We start from the raw sequence: 24,876 nt of genomic DNA on the forward strand, positions 1-24,876 counted from the left end.
CGGCTCTCACGAGGGACGAGGGCCGTCACCTGCCTCTTCCAGAGCACGGAAGGAGATCCGGGTCGCGGCCAGGTCGGGATCGCGGACGTGCTGCTTCGCCTCGGACTGCGGAACCACCCGCCGGTGCTGTATCTCGAACTCCGGCGCCCACTCCTCGAGCCGGACCTCCGCACGCCAGTAGGAGCGGACGAGCACCAGGCCGAGCTCGCGCCCGCGCACGCATTCGCTGCGGACGTACCCGAGCAGGCGGCTGCCGATGACCGTGACGCACGCTTCTTCGAGCATCTCCCGGCGCAGGGTCTCCTCGATGGTCTCCGTTCCTTCGGGCCGCCCGGCGGGGAAACCCCAGTGCTCGCCGTCATGGCTGATGAGGACCAGCTCATCGGCGGCCGTCACGCAGATGCCGGCGGCTCCGTGAGACCTGCCTTCCGGCGGGTCGTCGGCCGGGTGCCAGGACACCTGCCAGTCCTGGCCGTTCGAACGCACGGGCATCCGCTCCCCGTCACGGGCGGGGACGACAGCTGCCATACGACTCTCCCCGTCTGATTGCTCCCAGCCATTGAAGACGGTATTCGGATTACTCGGAAGCCCTTTCCGCCCACCGACCGCATGGTCGTACAGGAAGGCGGAAACGCCCGCGGCGACCAGCTTCCAGAGCGCGTCCTCGTCGTGCGGGTCCGCCCGGTGACGCACACCACACGGCCACGGCGTCACAGGATCCCCGGGAGCGGAGTCTCCATGGACAGCGCGGCGACGCCCGCAACACATCACCCGCCCGGCACGGAAAGGAAGTCCCACCCATGAACGAGTACCCGTCACAGCCGAAGGTGGCCCTGATCACCGGCGCGAACAAGGGAATCGGCCGCGCGGTCGCCGAACTGCTGGCCGCGCAGAAGGTGACCGTCCTGGTCGGCGCCCGTGACGCGCGCCGCGGCGAGGAGACCGCGGCGGCGATCCGCGCCACGGGAGGCGACGCGCACGCGCTCGAACTGGACGTCACCGACCCCTCCACCGCCCAGGCGGCCGCCGCCTGGATCGGCGACCGCTTCGGCCGTCTGGACGTGCTGGTCAACAATGCCGGGATCACCGGATCAGGCCAGGCCGCGCCTCAGGACGCCCTCGACCGCATCCCCAGCGCCGTCGACGTGGAGGTGGTCCGCGAGGTGTTCGACACCAACGTCCTCGGAGTGATCAACGTGACCAACGCGGTGCTCCCGCTGCTGCGGCGGTCCCCCGCCGCCCGGATCGTCAACCTCTCCAGCCACGCCGCTTCGCTGGCGCTGACCGCCGAGGTCGACGGGCCCTTGTCGGGGCTGACCTCGGCGGCCTACTCGCCGTCCAAGACCGCGCTGAACGCGCTGACCCTGCAGTACGCGAACGAGCTGCGCAAGGAGAACATCCTGGTCAACGCCGCCGCCCCTGGTTACGTCGACACCGACATCAACGGCCACAGCGGCTTCCTCACCCCGGCGCAGGGCGCGGCCGTGGTGGTGCGCCTGGCCACCCTCGGCGAGGACGGCCCGACCGGCGGCTTCTTCAGCGAGGACGGCCCACTGCCCTGGTGACGATCCGGCAAGAGGACATGGCCGACGGCCGTCCGAACTGGTCACAGCCGGGCGGTCGTCGCCATGGTGACGGCGGTCAGCGCGGCGAGCAGCGCCCAGGCGGGCGCGAAGCTGCCGGTCAGGTCCGTGAGCAGGCCGAGCACGGGCGGCGCCAGAATGACCGCCACCTGGTTGACGGCCATGGCCAGGCCCAGGGCGAATCCGGTGTGGTCCGGCGGCGCCGATTCGGCGGCGTAGGCCACCCAGGGGCCGTACCAGCCGATGCCGAAGAAGCCGAGCCAGATGAACAGCAGGCAGGCCGCGACGGGGGATCGGCCGACGGGGGTGGCCAGCACCGTCATCCCGATGATCACGGCGGCCAGGCAGACCGCGACGCAGGCGTAGCGGCCGGATCCGTGCCGGTCGCTCCAGGCCGCCAGGCAGATGCGGCCCAGCGCGCCCGCGCACTGGACCGCGACGTAGACCAGGGCCGCCGAGGCGGCGTCCATGGACGCCACCTCGTGCAGGTACAGCACGGTGAGGACGCCCACGCCACTGTGCACCGACACCATGCACGTGCCGGACAGGATGATCTTCTTCAGGTACGGTTCGCGGAGCAGTTCCAGCCGCACGCGGGACGCGGTCGGCACCGGACGCCGGCCCGGTGGGCGGCGGTAGAAGGTCATGAAGACGACGGCGCCCGACAGTGCGACGAGCGCCCCGACCACGAGCGTCGACCGCAGGCCGAAGGTCGTCGCCAGTGCGGGAAGCACGAACGCGGCGAGGACGCCGCCGAGCGGAAGTCCCGCCTGGCGGATGCCCATGGCCAAACCGCGCTTCGAAACATCGAACCAGGACGCCACCGACTTACTGCCGCCCGGCTGAATGGCGCTGTACCCCGCACCGACGATCAGCAGGACGACGAGCAGGGAGACGTACCCCGAGGCCGCGCTGCCGGCCGCCAGCGCGGCGGCGACCACGAGAGCGCCGATCCCGACGACCCAGCGTTCGTTGTGGCGGTCCAGCAGCCGTCCCGCCACGAGCAGTCCGGCCAGAGGTAGCAGCTGGGCCGCCGACTGCAGCAGGCCCAGCTGCGTCGTGGTCAGCCTCAGGTCCCGTTGCAGGTGGACACTCATCGCGCCGACGCCCTGCACGAAGAACGCGGCCGCGGCCTGGGTGAAGGTCGCGACACCCAGGATGATCCAGCGGTATCGCGATGCCCTCACGGCTTCCGGCACAACAGGGGGTCGGGGTGGTCGGCGAAGCCGAGTCGCCGGTAGAGCGGTTCCGCCTCGCGGGAGGCGGTGAGATCGACCCGGACGGCGTCCCGGTCGCGGAACCAGTCGAGCAGGCCGAGCATGATCGCCCGGCTGTGCCCACGCCGCCGGTACGACGGGTCGGTGACCATGCCGATGACGTGGCCGATCCTCCCGTTGCGGGAGTGGGGGCCGGGGAACCACTGTTCGATCGTGCCGATGCCGCAGGCGGCCAGGCCGGTGTCGCCGTCCACGACCAGGATCCGACAGTCGGGTTCGGCCAGCTTCTGCCTGAAGACCCGGGCGAGCGCGTCGCGCCAGTCGTCATCGGCGTTCGCGGGGTTGAAGAAGTCGCCGCCGAGGTCGTCGAAGAGCAGTGCCCGAAGGCGGACGAGTTCCGGAACATCCTGCTCCGTTGCTGTTCGCGTCATGACGTACAGGCTGATGTAATGAGCTTGTGCACCTCAACCCTTACGGCGCGGACGTGGTGAATTTCGCCGCGGAACTGGCGAACCGCCCGCCGGCGAGCGTCGATGAACTCGCCCACCGCTGCCGTACGGCCGGTCTGGTGCTCGAACGCCCCGTCGAACCGTCGGATCTCGACCAGACCCTCGCCGTCATCGACGCCTGGACGAACGTCGTCGACGCCACGGGCGAGCGCGAGAAGGCCGAGCTGGTCAACGAGATGCTGGCCCGGTCGTCCGCCTACCCCCGGCTGACCGACCACGCCCATGGCTGGCACCTGCACTATCGCGACGACCTGCAGCCGCTCGGCGCGGTGCTGTTCGCGCTGATCTCCGTCGGCACGGCGATGCATCTCGTCAGCCGCGGCATGGACCGGCTCGGACGGTGCGCCGCCGCCGGCTGCGACACGATCTTCGCCGACACCTCACGCACCGCACGTCAGCGTTACTGCTCCCCACCGTGCGCCAACAGAGACGCGGTACGCCGCCACCGCGCCCGCCAGTCCCAGCCGTCTCAAGAGCGGCCCTGGATGGGGGTTCACGAATAGGTCTGACCTCGGGCGCAAGAGGGACTGAGAAGATCGCTTCCCGGCGCGGCGTTGATCGTTTCCCGGTCCGCCGAACCTCAGCCCACGTGAGGTGTGGAAGCGTGGTACTGGTGGATGAGCCAGATGCCGCCCGTCCGTTCGGCCACGATGGACAGGCGTATCAGGTGGACGTCACCGGTAGGCGCGGTGAAGGCCACCTCCGCGAATCCGTGCACGGTCTCCTGGCTCAGCCGGCCACCGGCCACCACCTTGACCTGTGCCGACGTGCCGCGGACGACCCTGGCGTAATAGTCGAAGACGTCCTGCGGACCGTGTCCCAGCTGCGGACTGATGCCCTGGAAAAGCGCGTCCCGGCTGAACAAGGCAGCGATCTCGGCCGGGCGGTGTGCGTTGAAGGCCTGCTGCCAGTCGTGGAGCAGCCTGGTGAGAACGTCTGTCGCCCCGGTGCCGGTCATCGCGGGGAACCTGCGTGCAGAGCTTCCCGCGTCCACCGGTGTCGTGGCTGCATGTGCAGTCGCCAGTAGTGCTCGGCGATGTCGTCAGGGTCGAAGTCGGTACCCGGGGCGACCGGGCCCGCCACAGTGATGCTCGCCACGTGCACCCCGGCCGGGCCACCCGCCTTGCCCAAGGAGAGGCTCACATACTGCGGCTTGGGCTCGGGCATGCCGCCCGTGATGAGGATCGTTCCATTCCCGCGTGCCGCCATGGCGGGCGCGACGTGAGCCGCGGCGTTGAGCGCGCCGACCACGTTCACCGCCCAGGCCTCCAGATGACCGCGTACCGAGAGCTCGCCCGGCGCGTCCGCCTGGATGATCGCGGCGTTGTACACGACGACGTCCGGCACGCCGTGCTCGCGGACAACTTCGTCAAGCGCGGCGTTCAGCCCGGCCTGATCCGTGCTGTCGGCCTGCAACGTGACAACTGGGACTCCACTGCGAGCGACAGCCTCGGCCGCGGCACGCAACGTCCGGTCGCTCCGGGCGATCAGCGCCATCGGCAACCCTTCCCCGGCGAATCTCCGAGCCACCGCCTGCCCGATCCCCGGACCTGCACCAATGATCACAGCACCCGACATTGATCTACTCCTCACTTTCTGGACCAGCGATGCTCGGGACGGTAAGGCGTCACATCCATGTGAAGGTCAAGGGGGAAGGAACCGAATGCGGATCGGCGAGCTGCCTCACGCGACCGGGGCGAACAGGTGGCTGCCGCGCTACTACGCCCCCCCACACACACGCCGGTCCGGCTGGACAATGGCTACCGCGAGAACCAGGTGGGCGGCGCTGGTGGCAAGACTCTCGTGAGGGCTCTCGCCCGGCCTGCCTGAACCATGTCCGGACGCGTCGGGATCACCCATGTCCAGCCGCACCAGATCAGACACCACTCTCCGTCCTTGTGGCCGACTCTTGCCTCGGGGGAGCGTTCACGAGTGGGCGTGGCCTGCACCGAGGCGGTCACGGTGATGATCGCTCCCCGCAACACAACTGATCGTTCCCCAGCTGTTCGGTGCTTCGACAGCGCTCTGCCTGCGGCACACATCGGCGGGGAACCGGGAGGTCATGCATCACGTGAGGCTCAGGGGCCGTCAGACCAGATGTACCAGGAGCCCGCGAAGTGCTCATACCCTCGCTCTTCTGGATCCGGTACCCGATCCGGGATGTAGGCGAAGCCGTAGCGCTTCCAGTTCATCGTGAGCTCGGTGACCATGAACCTGGCTCCACCGGGGATCTTCTCCACTTCGTCCACCCGATACAGGCCCAACCATCGATCGCTGACATAGTCGCTGCGCGCTGACCGGGCGTAGCGCTCCAGGCTCGGCTCTGACAGGGCGAAGCGCGCGCGAAGGGGCGCATCGGTCATGACGAGCAGCACCGTGCCCAGCACCAGTGCGAGCGGGACGAACATCCAGGGCGTCCGCCCCCGCCGACCCCACATCCACGACCAGACAATGGCGAGCGCCAGCCAGTACGGCACCAATGCCAACGCCCAGACGGACAGGCCGGGAGCACTCACCGCAAAAAGCGTCAGGAGTGAAGCGAGTCCGATCGCCCCGGTGAAGAGCAGAGCGCGGGGGTTGCGAATCAGGCCCATGGGGCGATCTTGCCCGACACCAGGATCAGTCGCAGCAGATCATCTCCTTGCATCACCCGATCTCGGCCACCTGGACAGGTTCGGCCGGGACCGCCCTGCTGAGCCCACACTGCCGGAGCGCGTACTTGCGGCAATCTGCACCCGGTGTAGCCCACCTCGAAGAACTCGGATACGCCGGGCACCCGAAGATGAGGGGATTCGAACCCTGACCCCTCGATGCGAAGCCACTTGACCATGATCTGCATCAGGGCGAACATGCCCCGTGACCTGCGTCGGAAGTGTTCTTGAGTCCGTGAACGTCCGAGAGTGTTCGCCACGACCGTCACTCAATACGTCACCCAGCAGGATGCCTCGTCATGGCGAACAAGGACGCTGCCGGGGGAGCCGCCACACTGCCCTTGCAGCCCGCTCAGGTGGCCGCTCAGCCCTCCGTCGACATGGACAGCACACCGCCGTCCACCATGGTCTGGCGCTCGGTCCAGGAAGGAGGCGACACCAAGACCAAGAAGTCCCGCCGCACCCTGGCCATGCCGTGGCGCTGCGTGGACGCCCTCAAGCTCCACCGTGAACGCCAGGACGTAGCCAAGAAGGCAGCGCGTGACCGCTGGCAGGACAACGACCTCGTGTTCGCGTCCAAGGTGGGCACGGAACTCGACGCGCACAACGTCCGCCGCTCGTTCCGAGCCGTCCTCAAAAGGCCGGCCCCGCCCCGAAGGACTGGACACCGCGCGAGATGCGGCACAGCTTCGTCTCACTGCTCTCCGACTCAGGCATGCCCATCGAGACCGTATACCGGAAGCAACTCCGACCCGTGATGCTGGAGGGTGCCGAGGCAATGGATCAAATCTTTCCAGATGGTTAGCCCATAAGTGCAGCCACGATGCGCGATGCCTGAGGCATGTGCTTGGCGACACAGGCTCATCAGCTGTAGCCGCTCAAGTCCCGCATGCGCACGTCGCCGTCACCGTCTCCGGTGACGGCGACCACTCTTCCCTCCACATGTCCGATCGCCACGTCCCCGACCCAGTTGGCGTATCTCATCCGTCCGCCCAGCGGCTCGTGCGTACCGAGATCCCAAATCCGCACGGCACCCCCGCCGTCTTCGTCGTAACCACCACCGGCGAGGACGACCGGCCGGCCGTTGACCTCTCCAACCGCTACTGTCCTGACCCCATAGGTGAGACCTGTCGGTATCGGTACACCGATGAGTTGCCGGGTGGTCAAGTCCCACACCCGCATGTTCTTGCCGTCGCTGGAGACGACGACCTGTCTGCCGTCCACCCGCCCGAGCGCGACCTCCCCGACGCCGGTACCGCTGACTATTGGATCGCCCATCTGCCTGCGGGTGGCCAGATCCCATATACGTGTCGTGCCGTCAACGCTGCCGGTCACGGCTACTGCTCGACCGTTCACCTCTCCAAGCGCCACGGTCAGGACGAGGCCGCTGTGTCCGACCAACGGTTCGCCGACAGGCTCATGCGTGGCCAGGTCCCACACCCGCACAGGTAGCTTTTGGGTGGCGTCGCCCCAATCTCCCGCAGCGACGACGACGGCCCGACCGTTCACCTCCCCGACCGCCACCGCATCGACGCGGTGACCGTTACTGAGCCTCATCGGTTCGCCCACGAGTTCGCGTGTGGTCAGATCCCAAACCCGAACAGCGTCGTCGTGGCCGCCTATGACAGCGACCGGCCGACCGGCCACTTCCCCGAGCGCCAGCGTCACAACACCTTCCGGGTGAGCGACGATCGGTTCACCGACGGGATCGCCTGTGGTCAGGTCCCACACCCGCAAGGTGGTGTCGTCGTAGCCACTACCAGCGCTCACGGCGACCGGCCGGCCCTCCAGTTCCCCTACCGCCATCGCCCCGACAGGGTCGTCGTGATGCCCCAGCAGATCCGAGGAAGGCCACACAGCGACGGTCAACGCTGCCACAAGTGCCATCGCGACAATCCACGGGAGGTCTCGACGAAACAATGGTGGCCGCATCGATACGACTGACGTACCCACGCTCCCGCTGACAGGGATCGTGCAGCCATCCGTCCGGCGCCCTATGGGGCCGGGCCAAGTAGACGGGACAGAGTGGCCGTCCATCAGGGGCTCGCTCTCGCCCGGCCTGCCCGGCCCCTGTCCGGACGCGCCGGGACCACCCATGTCCAGCCGCAGCAGATCAGACACCGCTCACCGTCCTTGTGGCCGGCTCTTGCCTCGGGGTGGCCGGAGGAGTCATGCGATCACAGATGGCCGAGAGTAATGGGGGTGCTCCCAGTGCGCCAGATCATGTGAGCGGCTCGAACGTTCCAGGGCTTGAGCTTGAGAACCGTAGTCACTCAGTTGGTCACCCAGCAACGCAGAAGGCCGCCTCCCACAACGGGGAAGCGGCCTTTGACCTGGGTGGAGATGAGGGGATTCGAACCCCTGACCCCTTCGATGCGAACGAAGTGCGCTACCGGACTGCGCTACATCCCCAAGGACTCGACCAGATTAGCAAACTCCCAAGGGTCCTCGCGCCATCCTCTCAGTCCCCCACCGCCCGTTTGGGCGGTTCGGCGTACTGGTCGAACAGGACGTCGGCGTGCAGCGCGGTCAGGTCGATCACCTCGGCCTCCACCTCGGCCTCCGCCCGGCGCCGCTCGCGGGCCCGTCGCAGCCGCTCAGAGCGCGCCTGGAGCGCCCGCTCACGGCGTTCGCGATCCACCTGTACGGCGATCCGCAGAAAGGCCATGTACGACAGCATGACGACCACGGACGGCGCCACACCCCACCACGGGATCATCTCGACACCGGCCGTGACCACCGAGGCCAGCACGAGCAGCGCGGTGAAGAACAACAACCTCCGGCGGCGCGCTACGATGATCGCCCTACGCCGAAACCGGAACTGCCGGACATCGACCTTTTCGACCTCCGGCGCGTCCTCGTCGCCGAGGGTGGCGTCGAGGTTGTCCAGGTCGGGCAGGGCGTGCTCGCCGGTGTAGTGCTCTTCGAGTTCGGCCAGCTCCTGGAGGTTCGTCTTGTCCCGGCGCAACCACATCGGGATCAGGACGCACAGCCACATCACCACAATGGCGACATAGAGGAAGGCGCTGCTCACGACCACCTCCGGGCAGCACGAAAGCGCGTCTGTGCTCGTCGCGCCTTCATTGTGCTCACGTCACGCACCGTAAGACCGTGTGTCACTGATTGACGAGCATTCGGTGCGGTGTGTCGCGAGATCGTCAAACCTCTTCGATCGGAGATCCGCCGTGAGCGGCCGCCTCACGGGCGCGCCGCCACTGTACGAGCAGCCCGCCGGGGACGTCCTCGACGGTCAGCGCGTAGCAGATGTGGTCGCGCCAGGCCCCGTCGATGTGGAGTTGGCGACGCCGAATGCCTTCTTCCCTGAACCCGAGCTTCTCCACCACCCTACGGCTGGCCTGGTTCTCAGGACGGATGTTCGCCTCTAGCCGATGCAATCCGGTGGTGAAAAAGCAATGATCGACGGCCAGGGCCAGGGCGGTGGGGATGATGGCCCGCCCGGCCAGCGCGCCGTCCACCCAGTAACCGACCTGGGCGGAACGGGCAGATCCCCACACGATGGCCCCCACGGTGAGCTGCCCCGCGAAGCGGCCGCCGTAGGTGACCACCCAGGGCAGCGCCAGCCCCTGTCTGGCCTCGCGGCGCAGGGTGCCGACCATGGAGATGTACGGGCCGAGCCCCGTTCTGAACAGCGGGGTCTCGGGGTTGCTCGGTTCCCAGGGACGCAGCCAGTCGGCGTTGCGCAACCTGGTCTCGCGCCAGACGCGTACGTCGCTCAGCCGCAGCGGCCGCAGGCCTACCGGGCCCTCGTTCAGAATCGCCGGCCAGCCACGAAGTCGATCCACGCCTCTCATCATCCCCCCATCGGGCTCGATGTCGCCACGGATCATCGATCGGCAGACCGAAACCTGGTCAGCGGGGGTGGTCGCCGCCCTTCATCTGCTCGACGGCGTGCCGCAGGACGGGCGCGAGCACGGCCACCCCATCCCGGACGCCACCGGACGAGCCGGGCAGATTCACGATCAACGTGTCACCCGCCTGACCGGCCAGCCCCCGGGACAGGACCGACGTGGGCACCTTGTCGCGATTCGCCAGGCGAATGGCCTCCGCGATACCGGGAATTTCCCTGGTGATCACGCGGGCGGTCATCTCCGGCGTCAGGTCGAGGGGCGTGAGCCCGGTGCCGCCGGTGGTGACGATCACGTCGTAGCCCTGCGCGACACCGTCCCGCAGGGCCGCCTCGACCGCGTCGCCGTCGGGGACGACCACAGGCCCCGTGACCTCGCAGCCGGCGTCGGACGCCAGCAACTCGGCCAGCAACGGCCCTGATTTGTCGGCATAAATCCCGGCGGATGCGCGGTTCGACACGGTCACCACGAGCGCCCTGATCACGTGGCTTCCCTGGTCCACAGACCGGTCTTCCCGCCGACCTTCTCCTCCACCCGGACATCGGTGATCACGGCGGCCGGATCGACCGCCTTCACCATGTCGATCAGCGCCAGCGCGGCCACGGTGACGGCGGTCAGCGCCTCCATCTCCACCCCGGTGCGGTCGGCCGTCTTCACCCGGGAGGTGATCGCCACGCCCCAGTCCTCGACGTCGATCACGACCTTGACGCCGTGCAACGCGATCGGGTGGCACAGCGGGACGAGGTCGGGCGTGCGTTTCGCCCCCATGATCCCGGCGATCCGGGCCACCCCCAGCGCGTCGCCCTTGGGCACCTCGCCCGACCGCAGCAGCGCCACGACCTCGGACGACAGCAGCACCCGCCCGGTCGCCGTCGCGGTACGGGCGGAGACGTCCTTGGCCGAGACGTCGACCATGCGCGCCGCGCCCGTCTCGTCGATGTGCGTGAACTCGCTCACAGCCGGATCACCTCCACGGCGGCCCCTTCGGGCACCTCGGTGACGTCCTCCGGCACCACGATGAGCGCGTTCGCCGAGGCCAGGGCCGCGAGCTGGTGGGAGCCCTGCCCGTGGACCGGCGCCACCGTGCCGTCGGCGGCCAGCACGCCGCGCAGGAACGAGCGGCGGCCCGACGGCGAGCGCAGCGCCGCGGTGGCCCGGGCGGTCACCGTCGCCGGGCGGCTGGGCAGGCCGCGCATCTTGTCGAGCGCGGGGCGGACGAACAGCATGAACGACACGAATGAGGACACCGGGTTGCCAGGCAGGGCGAAGATCGGCACCCGGTCGTCGCCCAGGACGCCGAACCCCTGCGGCATGCCGGGCTGCATCGCGACCTTCTCGAACCGGACCGTGCCGAGCGGCGACAGCGCCTCCTTGACGGGCTCGTAGGCCCCCATGGAGACCCCGCCGCTGGTGATGATCGCGTCGGCGCGCACCAGATGGGTGTCGAGCTGGTCGAGCAGCACGGCGGGATCGTCGCCGACGGACCCCGCGCGGAACCCCTCGGCGCCCGCCTCGCGCACCGCGGCCGTCAGGGTGAAGCTGTTGGACTCCCAGATCTGCCCGCGGCCCAGCGGCGCCCCCGGCTCGACCAGCTCGGCGCCGGTCGAGATGACGACGACGCGCGGCTGCGGACGCACCCACACGCGCCGCCGGCCCACACCGGCGATGATCCCGAGCTGGGCCGGCCCGATCACCGTGCCGGCCTTGAGCACCACCTCGCCCGCCTGGACGTCCTCGCCCGCCCGGCGAATCGCGTTACCCACCGGGACATCACGATTGATCCGGACGGAGACCGTGCCGCCGTCCGTCCACTCCACCGGGACGACGGAGTCCGCCCCGGCCGGCATGGGCGCCCCGGTCATGATGCGTACGGCATGCCCGGGGCCCACCGCCCGCAGCTCGTCGGACCCGGCGGCGACGTCGTCGATCACCGGCAGCGTGCCGGGGACGTCCTCGGCCCTGACCGCGTAGCCGTCCATCGCGGAGTTGTCGAACGGCGGCAGCGGCACCGGCGAGGAGACGTCCTCGGCCAGCGTCGTGCCCAGCGCCCGCTCCAGCTCCAGCTCCAGAGGCGCCAGCGGACGCACAGTGGCCAGGATCTCGGCCAGATGCGCGTCAACCGATCTCATCGAGGAACTCCCGCAGCCACGGCACGAACTCCGGCGCCAGATCGGGACGATCGGCGGCGAACTTCACCACTGTCCGCAGATAGTCGAGCTTGTCGCCGGTGTCGTACCGCCGCCCGCGGAACAGCACACCGTGCACCGGCCCGCCCTGCTCGGAGCCGCGGCCGGCCAGCGTGCGCAGCGCGTCGGTGAGCTGGATCTCGTTGCCGCGCCCCGGCGGGGTGTTCTCCAGGACCTCGAAAATGGCGGGATCGAGCACGTATCGCCCGATGACCGCCCACGTGGAGGGTGCCTCGTCCACCGGCGGCTTCTCCACCAGGTCGGTCACCCGCACGACGTCGTCCTCGACGGTGCCGGCGATGGTGGCCACGCCGTAGAGCGAGACCTGCTCCCTCGGCACCTCCATCAGCGCGACCACGCTTCCGCCGAACGTGTCGCGCACCTCGATCATGCGCTTGAGCAGGTGGTCACGGTAGTCGATCAGGTCGTCACCGAGCAGGCAGGCGAACGGGTGGTCGCCGACGTGCTGCTTGGCGCACAGCACCGCGTGCCCCAGCCCCTTCGGCTCGCCCTGCCGCACGTAGTGCAGCGTGGCGAGGGAAGCGGGCTCGCGGACCTGGGACAACCGTTGCTCGTCGCCCTTGGCCTCCAGGGCCTCTTCCAGCTCGAACGCGCGGTCGAAGTGGTCTTCGATGGACCGCTTGTTCTTGCCGGTGACCATGAGGACGTCGAGGAGCCCGGCGGAGGCCGCCTCCTCGACGACATACTGGATCGCGGGCTTGTCGACGATGGGCAACATCTCTTTGGGTGTCGCCTTGGTCGCCGGGAGGAACCGGGTGCCCAGACCCGCGGCGGGCACGACGGCTTTCGTCACAGGGTCGAAGTCAGCCATGAGTAGACCCTAGTGGAGGTACCTGTGGACAAGCTGAACCTGCGTCGCCGACTGCTCGCGGCGCGTACCGCTCTGCCCCCCGAACAACTGCGGGCAAACGCCACCAAGGTCCGCGAGACGCTGCTCGAACAGCCGTGGGTCCAGATGGCCGGTCTGGTGGCCTGCTACTGGTCGGCGGGGTCGGAGCCGGAGACGCACGGTCTCGTGTTCGCTCTGTGGAAACACGGCGCGACGGTGATCCTTCCGGTGTTGAAAGACGACAATGACCTGGATTGGGCGGTCTACGACGGCCCGGACACGCTCGCCCCTGGCCGCTTCGGCATCATGGAACCGGTCGACACGCGCCGGGGCGTCGACGCCGTCCGCACGGCCGCGCTGGTGATCGTGCCCGCCCTCGCGGTCGACCGCCGCACGGGGGTGCGACTCGGACGCGGCGGCGGTTCGTACGACCGCGCGCTGGCCAGGGTGGGGCCCAACGTCCCCACGGTGGCCCTGCTGCACGACGGCGAGCTGATCGACGACGTGCCCGCCGAGCCGCACGACCACCGGGTCCGTTTTGCGATGACGCCAGGCGGACTCACTAGGCTTATGTGACCGAAGGGACGAGAGGGGGCCGGATGACGCTTGATGTCTGGCTCCTGATCGGCGCCGGAATTGTCATCGCGGCCATCGCGTCCGTACGCATCGCACATCGCAGCGGTCTGCCCAGTCTTCTCCTCTTCCTGGCCCTCGGTCTGGTTCTTGGGGCCTCGGGGTTCGGCGCCAAGCTGGAAAGCCCGCAGGCCGTCCAGCAGATCGGCCTGATCGCGCTGGCGGTGATCCTGGCCGAAGGCGGTCTGACCACGACCTGGTCGCACGTCCGCAAATCGGTGCCCCTCGCCCTTATCCTGGCCACCGTCGGCGTGACGGTGAGCATCGTGGTCGTGGCGCTGGCCGTCCAGGGGCTGCTCGGCATGGATCCGACCGCGGCGCTGGTCCTCGGCGCCGTGCTGGCCTCCACGGACGCGGCCGCCGTCTTCTCGGTGCTGCGCAGGCTGCCGCTCCCGACCCGGTTGGCGGGGGTTCTGGAGGCGGAGTCCGGATTCAACGACGCTCCCACGGTCATCGCCGTCGTCCTGCTCAGCGGGGCGTCGCAGCGGCCGGCGTCCGTGGGGACGTTCCTGCTCGAAACGGCCATCGAGCTGGTCATCGGCGCGGCCGTGGGCCTCGCGGTCGGACCGGCGGGCGCGTACGCGCTGCGCCGCGTCGCCCTCCCCGCCTCCGGCCTCTACCCGATCGCCGTGCTCGCCCTCACCTTCGTCTCGTACGGCGGCGCGGTGCTGCTGCACGGCTCCGGCTTCCTGGCCGTCTACCTCACCGCCCTCATCCTGGGCAATTCACGCCTGCCGCACCGCGCCGCGACCAGAGGGTTCGCCGAGGGCGCGGCCTGGCTGGCCCAGATCGGGCTGTTCGTCATGCTCGGGCTGCTGGCCACGCCCAAGGAGCTGCCGTCGGCCATCGTGCCGGGCGTGATCGCCGGGTCCGTGCTGGTGATGGTGGCCCGTCCGCTGTCGGTGCTGGTCAGCTCGACCGTGGCCCGGGTGTTGCGGCTGGATCGGGTGAGCTGGCGCGACCAGGCGTTCCTGTCGTGGGCGGGGCTGCGCGGCGCGATCCCCATCGTGCTGGCGACCATCCCGTGGGCGTCCGGCGTGCAGGGCTCGAAGGAGATCTTCAACCAGGTCTTCGTGATCGTGATCGTGTTCACGCTGCTGCAGGGGCCCACACTGCCGTACGCGGCCCGCCTGCTCGGGGTGAGCGCGCCGGGTGAGGCGCACGAACTGGAGGTGGAGTCCGCGCCGCTGGAGGAGCTCAAGGCGGACCTGCTCCAGGTCAAGGTGCCCGTCGGGTCGCTCCTGCACGGCGTGGAGATCTTCGAGCTGCGCCTGCCCGCCGGAGCGGCCGTGACGCTGGTGGTTCGCGACGGCAAATCGTTCGTACCGGACAACAGCACCCGCGTCCGGGCCGACGACCAGCTCCTGGTGGTCGCCACGGCCGCCTGCCGTGACCAGGTCGAACGCCGCCTGCGCGCCGTGAGCCGCAGCGGCAAGCTGGCCGGTTGGCGCGGGGAGCGGGGGTTGGAATAGGTGTTTGGCCCAATCGGTTAGCATTAGCAGTCGCATCGCTCGAGTGCCAGAACGTATAAGGAGGAGCGCGTGCCGACCTACCAGTACGCCTGCAACGACTGCGGCGAGCAGCTCGAAGTCGTGCAGAAGTTCACCGACGATGCGCTGACGGTGTGCCCCAACTGTCAGGGCAACCTGCGGAAGGTGTTCTCCGCCGTCGGCATCGTGTTCAAGGGTTCGGGCTTCTACCGCACCGACAACCGCTCGTCCTCGACGTCCTCCACCTCTTCGACCACCCCGTCGAAGCCGGCCGAGAGCAAGTCGAGCGAGTCGTCGTCCTCGTCGTCCTCGTCGTCGTCCACCCCGGCGCCGGCGTCCGCCGCGGCTTCCAACTAGGCACGTCACCCCGCCCGCACGGGCGGGGGCCTCATCGAGGCCGGTCGGCGTACGCGCCGAGCAGTTCCGGCGCGATGCGATCGACGAGCCGCGCCAGCTGTGGATCGGGCCCCCAGTCAGCCACGAGCCTGCTCAGCCCCTCGCGTGAGCAGCGCACGAGCCCCAGGGCCGCCCGGTCCCCCTTCGGCGTGAGCCGCAGCCGCTCGCCGTCCCCAGAGCGCTCCACCAGCCCCTCGTCCACCAGCCGGTCGACGTGGGGCCGTCCGTGTGCCCTGCTGACCTTGGCGCACTCGGCCAGCTCGGCCGCCCCGACCCAGCCCTGGCCGTTGAGCCTGGCGAGCACCCACACCCCTTGCGGCGCGACGCCGCTCAGCCCGGCCAGCGCCCCGAGCCTTTCGTAGTAACCCCTGCGCAGGTCGGCGTCGGCGAGCCGCATGAGCCCGCGTTCGACCTCCTCCAGCGACGACCGCTCGGCCGACGTGGCGCCCAGCCCCTCGCCCAGGTCCGCCGCCTTGGTGGTCTCCCTGAGCCGCGTCTGCGGGATGAACCAGCTCAGCGCGAACGCGCCGAACATCACCGGCGCGGCCACCCGGAAGACGGTGGCGATGGCGTCGGCGTACACATGGAGGAACTGACCGGCCAGCGCGGGAGGCAGCCGCTGGATGACGGTCGGGTCGCGCTGGATCCTGGACGGGTCGAACCCCGCCGGCAACCGGGCCCTGGCCAGCACCTCCCGCAGGTCGCCGTTGAGCGTGCCGGTGAAGACCGCCCCCAGCGTGGCGACCCCGAAGGACCCTCCGATCGACCGGAAGAACGTCGCTCCCGACGTGGCCACCCCGAGGTCCTTGAAGTCGACGGCGTTCTGCACGACGATCACCAGCACCTGCATGGTCATCCCGAGCCCGACGCCGAGCACCAGCAGGTAGCCGCCCATCGTCAGCAGGCTGCTGCGCTCGCTCAGCCCGGACAGCAGGAACAGCCCCACCGTCGCCACGGCCGTGCCCGCGATGGGCAGGAAGCGGTATCTGCCGGTCTTCGAGATCACCAGCCCGCTGACGATCGACAACGTGAGCATCCCGGCCATCATCGGCAGCAGGTACACCCCGGACAATGTGGGACTCACCCCATGCACGACCTGCAGGAACAGCGGCAGGTACGTGAGCGCCCCGAACATCGCGAACCCCACCACGAACCCCACCGCGGACGACATCGCGAACGCCCGCACCCGGAACAGCCCCAGCGGCAGCACCGGCTCGGCGGCCCGTCGCTCGACGGCCACCCACGCCGCGACCAGCGCCGCCGCCCCCAGCGCCAGGCCGGCGATGACCGGGCTCGCCCAGGGATAGGTCGTGCCGCCCCAGGTCGTGATGAGCACCAGGCACGAGGTCGCGCCGCCGAGCAGCACCACCCCGGCGTAGTCGATGCGGTGGCTGGTGCGCGTGTCGTCGCCGGGCAGCGCCGCCGCGATCACGCCCAGGGCGATCGCGCCCAGGGGGAGGTTGACGTAGAACACCCAGTGCCAGGACAGGTGGTCGACGAACAGCCCGCCGAGCAGCGGCCCCACGATGCTGCTGACGGCGAAGACGGCGCCGAAGAAGCCCTGGTAGCGCCCTCGTTCGCGGGCCGAGACCACGTCGCCCACGATCGCCTGCGCGAGCACCATGAGCCCGCCGCCGCCCAGCCCCTGGATCGACCGGAACCCGATCAGCTCCCCCATGTTCCGGCTCAGCCCGCACAGGGCCGATCCGAGGAGGAAGATGATGATCGCGGCGATGAAGAGCCTTTTGCGGCCGTACTGGTCGCCCAGTTTGCCCCACAACGGCGTGGAGACGGTCGAGGCGAGCATGTAGCCCGTCACCACCCAGGAGAGCTGCTCCAGCCCGCCCAGGTCGCTCACGATCGTCGGCAGGGCCGTGGAGACTATGGTCTGGTCGAGCGAGGCCAGCAGCATGCCGAGCATCAGCGCGAGGATGATGAGGCCCAGCCCTTTCTGCCGCATGCGGCGATCCTACTCTTCGTACTGGTGTGCGTACGCTCCGCGTTCGGACGGCCTGCCGGCGCTGGTTCGGTTATCCACAGAACGGCGTTCGGCGTTCTCGCGGCCCCCGGCCGTCCGGCTACTCTCGGCGCCATGGTCACTCGCGCAGACATCGGCGTCCTCGGCGGCTCGGGCTTCTACTCCCTCCTCGACGACGCGGAGGAGATCGAGCTCTCCACCCCCTACGGGCCGCCCAGCGACGTCGTCACCGTCGGCCGCATCGGCTCGCGTTCGGTCGCGTTCATCCCCCGGCACGGCCGGGATCACCGCTTCCCTCCCCACCGCATCCCCTACCGCGCCAACCTGTGGGCGCTGCGCTCGCTCGGCGTGACCCAGGTGCTCGCCCCCAGCGCCGTCGGTTCACTCAAGGCCGAGTACGGCCCCGGCGCCATCGTCGTGCCCGACCAGATCGTCGACCGCACCTCGGGCCGGCCGCAGACGTACTACGACGTCTCGGGGGCCGTCCACGTCTCCTTCGCCGACCCCTACTGCCCGTCCGGCAGAGCCGCGGCCGTGGCCACGGCCCGCTCCACCGGCTGGGGCGACGTCGTCGACGGCGGCACGCTGGTGGTCATCGAGGGCCCCCGCTTCTCCAGCCGGGCCGAGTCCCAGTGGTTCGCCGCCAACGGGTGGTCGATCGTGGGCATGACCGGCTATCCCGAGTCGGTGCTGGCCCGCGAGCTGGCCCTGTGCTACACCTCGCTCTCCCTGGTGACCGACCACGACGCCGGGGTCGAGGCCGGCCAGGGCGTGACCCACGACGAGGTGCTGGAGTTCTTCGCCCGCAACGTCACCCGCATGCGCACGCTGATCGCCGAGACCGTCCAGGCCCTGCCCACCGACCGCACGTGCTCCTGCGGCTCGGCCCTCGACGGCATCAAGCTGCCCTTCGAGCTGCCGTGAGCAGGCAGCCCGCCTGGCTGCGGCCGTGGGCCCGGCGTCGTCGGCTGATCGCGGCGGCCCTGGCCGCGGTGGGCGTCCTGTCGGCCTATGTCGCCCTCCGTCCCGCCGCGGGCCCCGAGGTCCTCATCGCCGCCCGCGACCTCGCCCCCGGCCCCCTGCGTCCTGGTGACCTCCGTCCGGCGCCGCTCGCCCACCCTCCTGACGGGGCCGTCCGGTCGTACGCGGGGGGCCGCTACCTTGCCGGGCCCATGCGCCGGGGCGAGCCGCTGACCGACGCCCGCCTGCTCCATCCCGTGCCGCTGCCGCCGGGCACGGTGGCCGCCCCCGTGCGCATCGCCGACCCCGACGCCGTCGCCCTCATCTCCCCCGGCTCGACCGTCGGCGTCCTGGCGGCCTGGGAGGGCGGTCAGCCGGCCCAGCTCATCGCTGACGACGTCCGCGTGCTCACCATCCCGCGTCCCGCCACCGATTCCCGTACCGGCGGCGCGCTGGTGGTGCTGGCCGCCACCCCGTACCAGGCGGCCCAGCTGGCGGGCGCCCAAACATCGGGCCGCCTCTCCATCACCTTCAAGAGTTAACCGAGAGTAATCGTTCGACTACGATTCTCGGCCATGAACGGATTCAAGAAGTTCCTCATGCAGGGCAACGTCCTCGACCTGGCCGTCGCGGTGGTCATCGGGGCGGCCTTCAACTCGATCGTGCAGTCGTTCGTCGCCGACCTCCTGACCCCACTGATCTCGGCCTTCGGCGGCCTGCCCGACTTCTCCTCGCTGAAGATCACCGTCGGCGCGTCCCACTTCATGTACGGCAAGTTCCTCAACGCGGTGATCTCGTTCCTGATGATCGCGGCGGTGATCTACTTCCTGGTCGTCAAGCCGTACACGCATTTCAAGGAGCGCGCGGCAGCCCAGGTCGAGGCCAAGACCCGCGACTGCCCCGAATGCCTGTCGGAGATCCCGAAGGCCGCCTCCCGCTGCGCCTTCTGCAGCGCCGAGGTCGTGCCCGCCTAGAGCTGCGAGTCGATCTTCGGGTCGTACTCCCAGTGCCACGGCTCGAACGGGCTGCTGTAGGCCCAGGCGGGATGGAACCACCCGTACCTCTTGGAGTTCTTCTCCATCCACACGAACTCCGTGGACCGGAACCGCTCCACCCCGCCGCACAGGTCAACAGCCAGCCCGAGACCGTGGTTGCTCCGCCCCGGCACGGCCGCGAACCCCGGCCGCCGGTAGTAGACGGACTGCTGCTCGGCCAGGCTCCGATAGGCGTCCGTCACACAGATCGCCTTGCCGAACCGCCTCCGGTAGGCCTCGTTGAGGCTGACGAAGGCGATGGTGGCGTCCGCCCGCAGACTGAACCCCTTCTGCTGCAGCGGACAGAGCATGCTCTTGGGGATGAGCCCGTTGGGGTAGTTGTTGGCCGTGGCGGCCTGAAGGGGGTTGCAGCCCAGCGCCGCCCGCCCGACCTTGTCGATCTTGATGCCCAGCTTCACCAGCGCCGCGGTGAGCGACTTGACGATCTTGTCCGAACGCTGCCTGAGCGTGTCGATCTCGGCCGCCATCTGGGCCTCGGCCAGCAGGTTGCCCGCCCTCAGCTCCTGGGCGTCAGCGGCCAGCCGTTCGGCCTCCTTGTACAGGGTGCTGGTCTGCTCCACGGCCTGCTGCCGGACCCTGACCATCTCGGTCGAGTCCGAGAGCGCCCGCAGGGTGCCGACCCCGGCGTCCCCCGACAGGAACGGCACCACGCCGTCCGCCCCGACGGGCTGCTCGTAGAGCAGCTCCGCAAGCTGCGAGACCGGCTGCCGGATCACCGCGAGCCTGCGTTCCAGGTCCTGCAGCCCGTTCAGCTTGGTCTTGAGCTCCTTCTCGGACGCCGCGATCGTGGCGCGCCGCTTCTCCAGCGCCTTGGTGGCGTCCTCAAGCTCCTTGGCCGACTTCTCGGCCTCCTTGCGCAGCTCCGCCAGATTGCTCGGATCCCGCCGCTCCACCTGGGTGCGCGCCTGCGCCTGAACCGCTGATGGCACGAAGAGAGAAGCCATCGCCATGACGACCGCGATCAGACCCGCTGATCGAGGGGATGGCACGTTCGACTCCTCCGTTTGCACACTCGTTACCCGGGTCAGGCACGCACGTTACTACAGCCCCCCGAGTGTCCGGACCGAACTCCGAAGAGCTGCTATGAGACAAAAAGCGCACTATGTACGGCTCCCCCTCCCCACCAGCGACATCGCCCCCTACGCCCGACTCCCGGCGGAACCGTGCACCGTCCTGGACCTTCCTGTCAGGGTTTCTCCCTTCGGCGGCCCGGGAGAAGCTGTCACGGTGCAGCCTGGGGACGGCTGCGGGAGTGCGCGCACCGGACGAGTGAGCCAACCACACCGCTGCGCCGCATTCATCCGCCCTGACCTGCGGTCACCGCGGTACGTCTCCGCCTCTTCCTACGCCGGCCCGCTCCTCTCCGATGTCCGCCACAGCAACCCTTCTCACTTCTCCGCGGCCTCCGACGCCCCTTTGTCATGTGGACCCGTAATGCGCAGAACCACCCATGACTTGAGCTTCGACGGCTCTGAGCCTGTTTCAGGAACGGTGCTCACCACTCCCTTTTCGGCCAGTCCCCTGGGATCACCGGCGACAGCGTCTCCCTGTCGCAGCCTGTTGGGTACGACGGGCGGTCACCCCCAGAGCTGCGCCACCCGACCTGCAGTCCCTCCACACGACGCGCAACGCCCTCCGGCCTCTCGTGACCTCGTCTCGGCCCTCCGGCCAAGAGCCTCCACCACAGCTGCCACGCAATCGCACGCAGACCTGCCACCAAGACCACCGAAGCCGACGCCCTCTATCTCAGCGGCGAAGTACCTCCTGAAAGGAAGCCCCAACAGCAGCCAACACGAAGCCACTCAAGCCACTCCCCCCGCCGAGACAGCACGCGGGAAGAGCCGGTCATTGACCTCACCCGCCAGCGGCCTGCGCGACACCGCGCCAAAGCAGCACACCGTCTTCAGCCAACACCCGTCGTCGACTTCACAAGCCCGACAACCAGCCATAGCGGGCATTCTGTGCCGCTTCCTGCTCACGCTCCCGGCACATGTCCCATAGCCAGGTGTCCTCCCACTCCCCCGCACACCCTGGCAAGGACCGCGAAGCCTCAGGCACGTACGGCTCCTCCTCAACCACAGGATCCGGCTCCGGCGCGGGCACAGGCACCGAGGACCGCACCTCCAACGCCTCGGACACCTCGGAGACCTTCCGCACAGGCGCCGGAATCACCCCTTCGTACCGCCGATCAGGATGCGCAGGCGCGGGCACCCACACAGGCTCGAACGCCAACCGCACCGCCCTCCGCTCCTCCATCCCCACCGGCGCACCAACTCCCTCGAACCCCCGCATCTCCCCCGCCAACAGCCCGCCGGCAAGAATCGCCGGCGCCAGCAACGCCCCGAACAACACAACGGGCCGCCTACGAGCTTGCGTGGATCGCCTCCTGGTCACAGGCAGAAGCTAGCCACGTACGAAGCGCAGGAATCTGACCGCTTGCCATGCCTTTACCGCAGCTCAGAGCACCCATAACCAACCTCACCAAACTGACCCCGGCCCGGCGGCCCACGCACTGCCCAACTTTCGCTAGGCTTACGAGCGTCCGCCTCCGTAGCTCAGGGGATAGAGCACCGCTCTCCTAAAGCGGGTGCCGCAGGTTCGAATCCTGCCGGGGGCACTCACCTAGATCGGCATTTCAGGCCCCTGACCTGCGGTTTCACAGCCGCAGGTCTTTTCTTTTGTGTCCTTGGTAGGCAGCAGGCGGTGCCCGCATGCAACCGTAAGACCATGATCAGGGGATATACACGGGATGATCTTGATGACGTTTCCCCAGGTCGGACCGCATTTTAGGCCGCCACGTTCCCCGGCACCCGCTTCCGACCGCACGGCATTGGGCGAACACGGCCAGCCTGATCGCGCCAAATACGTGCGCAACCTCCGCTTGCAGTCCACATCACCGGCCCAGTACGCGGGCTGCTCCGGCGACAACGGTGGTCGCCAGCACCCCGCCAGCCGCGACCAGCCCGCGAGAGAGCCACTGCGTCGCTCCTCCCGAGTCGAACGCCGACTGCTGGCCCAGACCAACAATGCGAAGCAGCAGATCAATCGCATAGCTCCGGCGTTGAAGTGCGGTGACTCGCCCGGCTTCAGCGGAGGCGGACGCGACGCCCAGTAGACGACACCGCCGATGGCCAACAGGACAACGAGCCAGGCGGCCGCCTGCCACGGCTTGTAGCCGAAGCCAACCGTGACGTCCTGCAGAAGGTCCACACCCGACCAAGCAGCGCCCGATCACGCTGCTGGCACCGTTCCTTCGCGAACACGACGGCACGGGCCTCATCGTGCTGGCCATCGGCAGCGTAGGAGGCGACGAACTGCTCATACGGCTGCGGGTGGAACTCCTCGCCAGACAGCCAACGCACACGCTCACGCGCGGAACACCGCGGCTCCATACAGTGTACGTCAGCCCGTTAACACGCAGCGGACAGGGCAAGCGCCCAGGATCGTCGCGCAGCAAACCACACCGACGCGTTCAAGGATGACGGCTCCATCGACATCGCGCCCAGGCAGCAGGGCAAGCTCGGCGGTGAGACTTATCCGGCTGGCGGCCACGGTCACGCCCGAAGCATCAGAGGAGCCAACGAACGCGCGGTCGAGCGTCAGGCAAGACCAGGAGGAGCAGACGCTCCTTAGCGATCACGAGGAGTTGTCCGGCCAAGGAGAGTGAGCACGCCAACGAGGGTGGCGCCGCCGGCACCCAGGCCGACGATGAGGGAGGCGGGCCAGGAGGCCTTGTCGGCGAGCATCAGGCCAGTCATGACGACGGTGGCCATGGCGGCGCACAGCATGGCGAGCGCGATGCGTTCCGGAGGCGTGGAAGGGTTCGCCAACGCAGGATCTGAAGACCTGGCAGCGGTCGCGTCGGGCTTAGCCACGCTGCCACAACTGTTGGGCTCGTGCTGGTGAAGCGGGCACACGGGGTGATGATCGACGTTAGGGTTTGCCTTCACAATGTCCCTTCCACGCGCTTGGCCCTGCTCTGAAGGAGAAGGGCTTGAGTTATGGATGTCTAGGCGATTCGCGTCGCGATCCCCTCGCCTTCAGACGGCACAAAAAACTTCGGGGAGACCCGAGGGGAGATCTTGCGCGGCCCCATAGAGCTACGCAGTAGACCACCACCTGTCCCGGGCCGTGCGTGCCTTCCCTCGGCCCCCAACCCCCGAGGGGAGCGGGTACGTCGATGGCGCATTTCGAACAGCCCGGCCCACGTCCGAGCGCGCTCGAGACCAAGTCGGTCGAACCAGGGGGCATCGACGAGGATGCCAGTAGCGACGACGATCCAATATCGGAGCGAGAAACCACGGATCTGATCGCCGCTGCCATCATCGAGGCCGAGCATGAGCTGGCGCCCCCCGAGCTTCAGGAGAGTGCCGAGGCGCGTCGGTCACGCCTTGAAGAAGACCACCGGATCATGATGTTGCTGCAGCAGGATCTGGCCCAGGGTCGCGTTGATCGCTTCGACAAGATGTGTGGGCGCCTGTTGGGTTCCAGCCTGCCCATCTTGATCGGCTGGTTCCGGGCTGAAAAGATCTTCGCCAAGGTCAACGAGCTCCGCGCCCGGACGAACAAGGGCAGGGCGAAGAGAGGGTTGACTCCCCTACCCCCGCTTGAGCGCGCCAGGTCCGACTGGCGGCGATGGAGCCAAGACGATGTAGACCAGCTGGCTTTCGAAGTCGCCGAGGAAGGCATCGAGCGCTTTCGCCGCACCGTGCGCAACGGTGATTGGAATCCTGAGGGCGGAGCGGCGCTGACAACCTACTTCATCGGTGGGTGTCTGATCTCCTTTGAGAAGGTCTACCGCAGGTGGTGCAAAGCTAAGGTGCTGGACCGGGTAGCTCTACATGCCGGATTGACCGACGATCTTGATAATTTGCCAAATTTGCGCCCCGCTCGCGTCCGTAGTCCAGAAGATCAGGTGGTTCTGGTCGACCAGGCTCGGCGCATTATGAGCAAGATCAAGGACCCCCAGCTGCGTGAAGTCCTGTGGTTCCGCAGCCAGGGCTACAACCAGGCTGAGGCAGCCGAACGTTGTGGCCTGAGCGAGAAGGCTGCTGAGGGGCGCTTAGGACGCGTCCGCAAAAATCTTGGCAAGGAGAACCCTGCTCCAAAAGCCCAAGTGGACCCTGACGGTGCGGAGAGGTGACTGCCATGAGTAACGAAGAACGTCGCGACGCTGTGCACTCGCCGTGCATACAACCCGCCGACCCACCGCCGCTGGCGCCGACGATGGAGATCGACGACGACTTCGACCAGATGCTCGAGCGTTCGTCACTGGGAAGTCCGGTGGCCAAGCACATTCGCGCGGGCCTGCCTGAACACTTGACGCGTCGCATCCAGAAGCGCGACAGATCCGCGGGGATGTCTGTGGGGTGCCCAGCAGATTCCGGACAGTCGGCTACATAAGCTGACAAAAGTCTGGAAGAGGTAGGTACGTGACGAGGCGTCGCAGGCAGTTCTCACGCGAGTTCAAGGAAGAAGCCGTCCGCATGGTGCTGGAGGGCG

25 protein-coding genes and 2 tRNA genes are annotated in these 24,876 nt (G+C 68.5%); 10 read left to right on the top strand and 17 right to left on the bottom strand.

Features of this window, described 5'->3' with window-relative positions; translation table 11 throughout:
• Window positions 1-6: 6 nt before the first annotated feature.
• On the bottom strand, window positions 7-528 hold the full coding sequence (locus ABZ459_RS46135; RefSeq protein WP_357985529.1) for an NUDIX domain-containing protein: 522 nt from the start codon (window positions 526-528) through the stop codon (window positions 7-9).
• Window positions 529-800: 272 nt separating this feature from the next.
• Between ABZ459_RS46135 and ABZ459_RS46140 the strand changes: the two genes are divergently transcribed.
• A complete protein-coding gene (locus ABZ459_RS46140) occupies window positions 801-1,565 on the top strand; it encodes an SDR family oxidoreductase (protein ID WP_357985532.1) in 765 nt (254 codons plus the stop codon).
• 41 nt (window positions 1,566-1,606) lie between these two features.
• Here the strand turns inward: ABZ459_RS46140 and ABZ459_RS46145 are convergent, their stop codons facing one another.
• Both ABZ459_RS46145 and ABZ459_RS46150 read right to left on the bottom strand, forming a co-directional pair.
• Window positions 1,607-2,770 carry an MFS transporter gene (locus tag ABZ459_RS46145; protein ID WP_357985535.1) on the bottom strand — a complete coding sequence of 388 codons (1,164 nt, stop codon included), beginning with the start codon at window positions 2,768-2,770 and terminating at the stop codon, window positions 1,607-1,609.
• Complete coding sequence (locus ABZ459_RS46150; protein WP_357985538.1) at window positions 2,767-3,231, bottom strand: GNAT family N-acetyltransferase; 465 nt, start codon at window positions 3,229-3,231, stop codon at window positions 2,767-2,769. Before ABZ459_RS46150 ends, ABZ459_RS46145 begins: the two co-directional genes overlap by 4 nt.
• A 26-nt stretch (window positions 3,232-3,257) precedes the next feature.
• On the opposite strand from ABZ459_RS46150, the gene ABZ459_RS46155 reads away from it, so the two are divergent.
• Window positions 3,258-3,812: a CGNR zinc finger domain-containing protein gene (locus ABZ459_RS46155; protein WP_357985541.1), complete on the top strand. Its 555-nt coding sequence runs from the start codon at window positions 3,258-3,260 to the stop codon at window positions 3,810-3,812.
• 77 nt (window positions 3,813-3,889) lie between these two features.
• Here ABZ459_RS46155 and ABZ459_RS46160 read toward each other — a convergent pair whose 3' ends face one another.
• From ABZ459_RS46160 to galU, 11 genes are all read right to left on the bottom strand, one after another.
• Complete coding sequence (locus tag ABZ459_RS46160; protein ID WP_357985544.1) at window positions 3,890-4,267, bottom strand: nuclear transport factor 2 family protein; 378 nt, start codon at window positions 4,265-4,267, stop codon at window positions 3,890-3,892.
• Window positions 4,264-4,887 carry an SDR family NAD(P)-dependent oxidoreductase gene (locus tag ABZ459_RS46165; protein ID WP_357985547.1) on the bottom strand — a complete coding sequence of 208 codons (624 nt, stop codon included), beginning with the start codon at window positions 4,885-4,887 and terminating at the stop codon, window positions 4,264-4,266. The genes ABZ459_RS46160 and ABZ459_RS46165 overlap by 4 nt, the downstream gene beginning before the upstream one ends.
• 500 nt (window positions 4,888-5,387) lie before the next feature.
• A complete protein-coding gene (locus ABZ459_RS46170; protein WP_357985550.1) occupies window positions 5,388-5,903 on the bottom strand; it encodes a hypothetical protein in 516 nt (171 codons plus the stop codon).
• 921 nt (window positions 5,904-6,824) lie between these two features.
• Window positions 6,825-7,847 (bottom strand): hypothetical protein, encoded by a 1,023-nt coding sequence (locus ABZ459_RS46175; protein WP_357985553.1) that lies wholly within the window; start codon window positions 7,845-7,847, stop codon window positions 6,825-6,827.
• Window positions 7,848-8,298: 451 nt separating this feature from the next.
• A tRNA-Ala gene (locus ABZ459_RS46180) sits at window positions 8,299-8,372 on the bottom strand.
• A gap of 49 nt (window positions 8,373-8,421) precedes the next feature.
• Window positions 8,422-8,994, bottom strand: coding sequence for a hypothetical protein (locus ABZ459_RS46185; protein ID WP_357985556.1), 573 nt, complete (start codon window positions 8,992-8,994; stop codon window positions 8,422-8,424).
• A 124-nt stretch (window positions 8,995-9,118) separates the two neighbouring features.
• Window positions 9,119-9,772: a GNAT family protein gene (locus ABZ459_RS46190; RefSeq protein WP_352366396.1), complete on the bottom strand. Its 654-nt coding sequence runs from the start codon at window positions 9,770-9,772 to the stop codon at window positions 9,119-9,121.
• 58 nt (window positions 9,773-9,830) lie between these two features.
• A complete protein-coding gene (locus ABZ459_RS46195) occupies window positions 9,831-10,310 on the bottom strand; it encodes a MogA/MoaB family molybdenum cofactor biosynthesis protein (RefSeq protein ID WP_357985559.1) in 480 nt (159 codons plus the stop codon).
• A complete protein-coding gene (gene moaC / locus ABZ459_RS46200) occupies window positions 10,307-10,783 on the bottom strand; it encodes a cyclic pyranopterin monophosphate synthase MoaC (RefSeq protein ID WP_357985562.1) in 477 nt (158 codons plus the stop codon). Before moaC ends, ABZ459_RS46195 begins: the two co-directional genes overlap by 4 nt.
• Window positions 10,780-11,955: a gephyrin-like molybdotransferase Glp gene (gene glp, locus ABZ459_RS46205; protein WP_357985564.1), complete on the bottom strand. Its 1,176-nt coding sequence runs from the start codon at window positions 11,953-11,955 to the stop codon at window positions 10,780-10,782. The genes moaC and glp overlap by 4 nt, the downstream gene beginning before the upstream one ends.
• On the bottom strand, window positions 11,942-12,844 hold the full coding sequence (galU, locus tag ABZ459_RS46210) for a UTP--glucose-1-phosphate uridylyltransferase GalU (protein WP_357985567.1): 903 nt from the start codon (window positions 12,842-12,844) through the stop codon (window positions 11,942-11,944). The genes glp and galU overlap by 14 nt, the downstream gene beginning before the upstream one ends.
• A gap of 24 nt (window positions 12,845-12,868) precedes the next feature.
• Between galU and ABZ459_RS46215 the strand changes: the two genes are divergently transcribed.
• The 3 genes from ABZ459_RS46215 to ABZ459_RS46225 all read left to right on the top strand — a co-directional run bounded on the left by ABZ459_RS46215 (window position 12,869) and on the right by ABZ459_RS46225 (window position 15,342).
• Window positions 12,869-13,438, top strand: a complete 570-nt coding sequence (locus tag ABZ459_RS46215; RefSeq protein WP_357985570.1) for a 5-formyltetrahydrofolate cyclo-ligase — start codon at window positions 12,869-12,871, stop codon at window positions 13,436-13,438.
• Between the two features lie 23 nt (window positions 13,439-13,461).
• Entirely contained in the window at window positions 13,462-14,967 is a 1,506-nt protein-coding gene (locus ABZ459_RS46220) for a potassium/proton antiporter (protein ID WP_357985573.1), read from the top strand.
• A 69-nt stretch (window positions 14,968-15,036) separates the two neighbouring features.
• Window positions 15,037-15,342 carry an FmdB family zinc ribbon protein gene (locus tag ABZ459_RS46225; protein ID WP_357985576.1) on the top strand — a complete coding sequence of 102 codons (306 nt, stop codon included), beginning with the start codon at window positions 15,037-15,039 and terminating at the stop codon, window positions 15,340-15,342.
• Window positions 15,343-15,373: 31 nt separating this feature from the next.
• Here ABZ459_RS46225 and ABZ459_RS46230 read toward each other — a convergent pair whose 3' ends face one another.
• Window positions 15,374-17,341 (bottom strand): MFS transporter, encoded by a 1,968-nt coding sequence (locus ABZ459_RS46230; protein WP_357985579.1) that lies wholly within the window; start codon window positions 17,339-17,341, stop codon window positions 15,374-15,376.
• Window positions 17,342-17,473: 132 nt separating this feature from the next.
• Here ABZ459_RS46230 and ABZ459_RS46235 point away from each other — a divergent pair, with 132 nt between their 5' ends.
• Genes ABZ459_RS46235 through mscL form a run of 3 tightly spaced genes read left to right on the top strand, consistent with a single transcriptional unit; the run spans window position 17,474 to window position 19,293 of the window.
• Window positions 17,474-18,283: an S-methyl-5'-thioadenosine phosphorylase gene (locus ABZ459_RS46235; RefSeq protein ID WP_352326222.1), complete on the top strand. Its 810-nt coding sequence runs from the start codon at window positions 17,474-17,476 to the stop codon at window positions 18,281-18,283.
• The gene (locus ABZ459_RS46240; RefSeq protein ID WP_357985582.1) at window positions 18,280-18,861 is read left to right on the top strand and encodes an RcpC/CpaB family pilus assembly protein; all 582 of its coding nucleotides are present in this window, start codon (window positions 18,280-18,282) and stop codon (window positions 18,859-18,861) included. The genes ABZ459_RS46235 and ABZ459_RS46240 overlap by 4 nt, the downstream gene beginning before the upstream one ends.
• 33 nt (window positions 18,862-18,894) lie before the next feature.
• Entirely contained in the window at window positions 18,895-19,293 is a 399-nt protein-coding gene (gene mscL / locus ABZ459_RS46245; RefSeq protein ID WP_357985585.1) for a large conductance mechanosensitive channel protein MscL, read from the top strand.
• Here the strand turns inward: mscL and ABZ459_RS46250 are convergent.
• Window positions 19,290-20,303, bottom strand: coding sequence for a D-alanyl-D-alanine carboxypeptidase family protein (locus ABZ459_RS46250; RefSeq protein ID WP_357985588.1), 1,014 nt, complete (start codon window positions 20,301-20,303; stop codon window positions 19,290-19,292). The genes mscL and ABZ459_RS46250 overlap by 4 nt on opposite strands.
• A gap of 1,615 nt (window positions 20,304-21,918) precedes the next feature.
• Here ABZ459_RS46250 and ABZ459_RS46255 point away from each other — a divergent pair.
• Window positions 21,919-21,991, top strand: a tRNA-Arg gene (locus ABZ459_RS46255).
• Window positions 21,992-23,003: 1,012 nt separating this feature from the next.
• Here ABZ459_RS46255 and ABZ459_RS46260 read toward each other — a convergent pair.
• Complete coding sequence (locus tag ABZ459_RS46260; protein WP_357985591.1) at window positions 23,004-23,249, bottom strand: hypothetical protein; 246 nt, start codon at window positions 23,247-23,249, stop codon at window positions 23,004-23,006.
• A gap of 305 nt (window positions 23,250-23,554) precedes the next feature.
• On the opposite strand from ABZ459_RS46260, the gene ABZ459_RS46265 reads away from it, so the two are divergent.
• Window positions 23,555-24,517, top strand: a complete 963-nt coding sequence (locus tag ABZ459_RS46265; RefSeq protein ID WP_357985594.1) for a hypothetical protein — start codon at window positions 23,555-23,557, stop codon at window positions 24,515-24,517.
• Window positions 24,518-24,876: the final 359 nt, after the last annotated feature.

The organism is Nonomuraea sp. NPDC005692 (genome assembly GCF_040631115.1).
Lineage (GTDB): Bacteria > Actinomycetota > Actinomycetes > Streptosporangiales > Streptosporangiaceae > Nonomuraea.

Excerpts from the sequence above, each read along its gene's own strand:
- ABZ459_RS46220 (WP_357985573.1), top strand. The coding sequence starts at position 13,462 with ATGACGCTTGATGTCTGGCTCCTGATCGGCGCCGGAATTGTCATCGCG.
- ABZ459_RS46140 (WP_357985532.1), top strand. The coding sequence starts at position 801 with ATGAACGAGTACCCGTCACAGCCGAAGGTGGCCCTGATCACCGGCGCG.
- ABZ459_RS46265 (WP_357985594.1), top strand. The coding sequence starts at position 23,555 with ATGGCGCATTTCGAACAGCCCGGCCCACGTCCGAGCGCGCTCGAGACC.
- mscL (WP_357985585.1), top strand. The coding sequence starts at position 18,895 with ATGAACGGATTCAAGAAGTTCCTCATGCAGGGCAACGTCCTCGACCTG.
- ABZ459_RS46170 (WP_357985550.1), bottom strand. The coding sequence starts at position 5,903 with ATGGGCCTGATTCGCAACCCCCGCGCTCTGCTCTTCACCGGGGCGATC.
- galU (WP_357985567.1), bottom strand. The coding sequence starts at position 12,844 with ATGGCTGACTTCGACCCTGTGACGAAAGCCGTCGTGCCCGCCGCGGGT.
- ABZ459_RS46230 (WP_357985579.1), bottom strand. The coding sequence starts at position 17,341 with ATGCGGCAGAAAGGGCTGGGCCTCATCATCCTCGCGCTGATGCTCGGC.
- ABZ459_RS46165 (WP_357985547.1), bottom strand. The coding sequence starts at position 4,887 with ATGTCGGGTGCTGTGATCATTGGTGCAGGTCCGGGGATCGGGCAGGCG.
- ABZ459_RS46175 (WP_357985553.1), bottom strand. The coding sequence starts at position 7,847 with ATGGCACTTGTGGCAGCGTTGACCGTCGCTGTGTGGCCTTCCTCGGAT.
- ABZ459_RS46235 (WP_352326222.1), top strand. The coding sequence starts at position 17,474 with ATGGTCACTCGCGCAGACATCGGCGTCCTCGGCGGCTCGGGCTTCTAC.
- ABZ459_RS46160 (WP_357985544.1), bottom strand. The coding sequence starts at position 4,267 with ATGACCGGCACCGGGGCGACAGACGTTCTCACCAGGCTGCTCCACGAC.
- ABZ459_RS46190 (WP_352366396.1), bottom strand. The coding sequence starts at position 9,772 with ATGAGAGGCGTGGATCGACTTCGTGGCTGGCCGGCGATTCTGAACGAG.
- glp (WP_357985564.1), bottom strand. The coding sequence starts at position 11,955 with ATGAGATCGGTTGACGCGCATCTGGCCGAGATCCTGGCCACTGTGCGT.
- ABZ459_RS46150 (WP_357985538.1), bottom strand. The coding sequence starts at position 3,231 with ATGACGCGAACAGCAACGGAGCAGGATGTTCCGGAACTCGTCCGCCTT.
- ABZ459_RS46135 (WP_357985529.1), bottom strand. The coding sequence starts at position 528 with ATGGCAGCTGTCGTCCCCGCCCGTGACGGGGAGCGGATGCCCGTGCGT.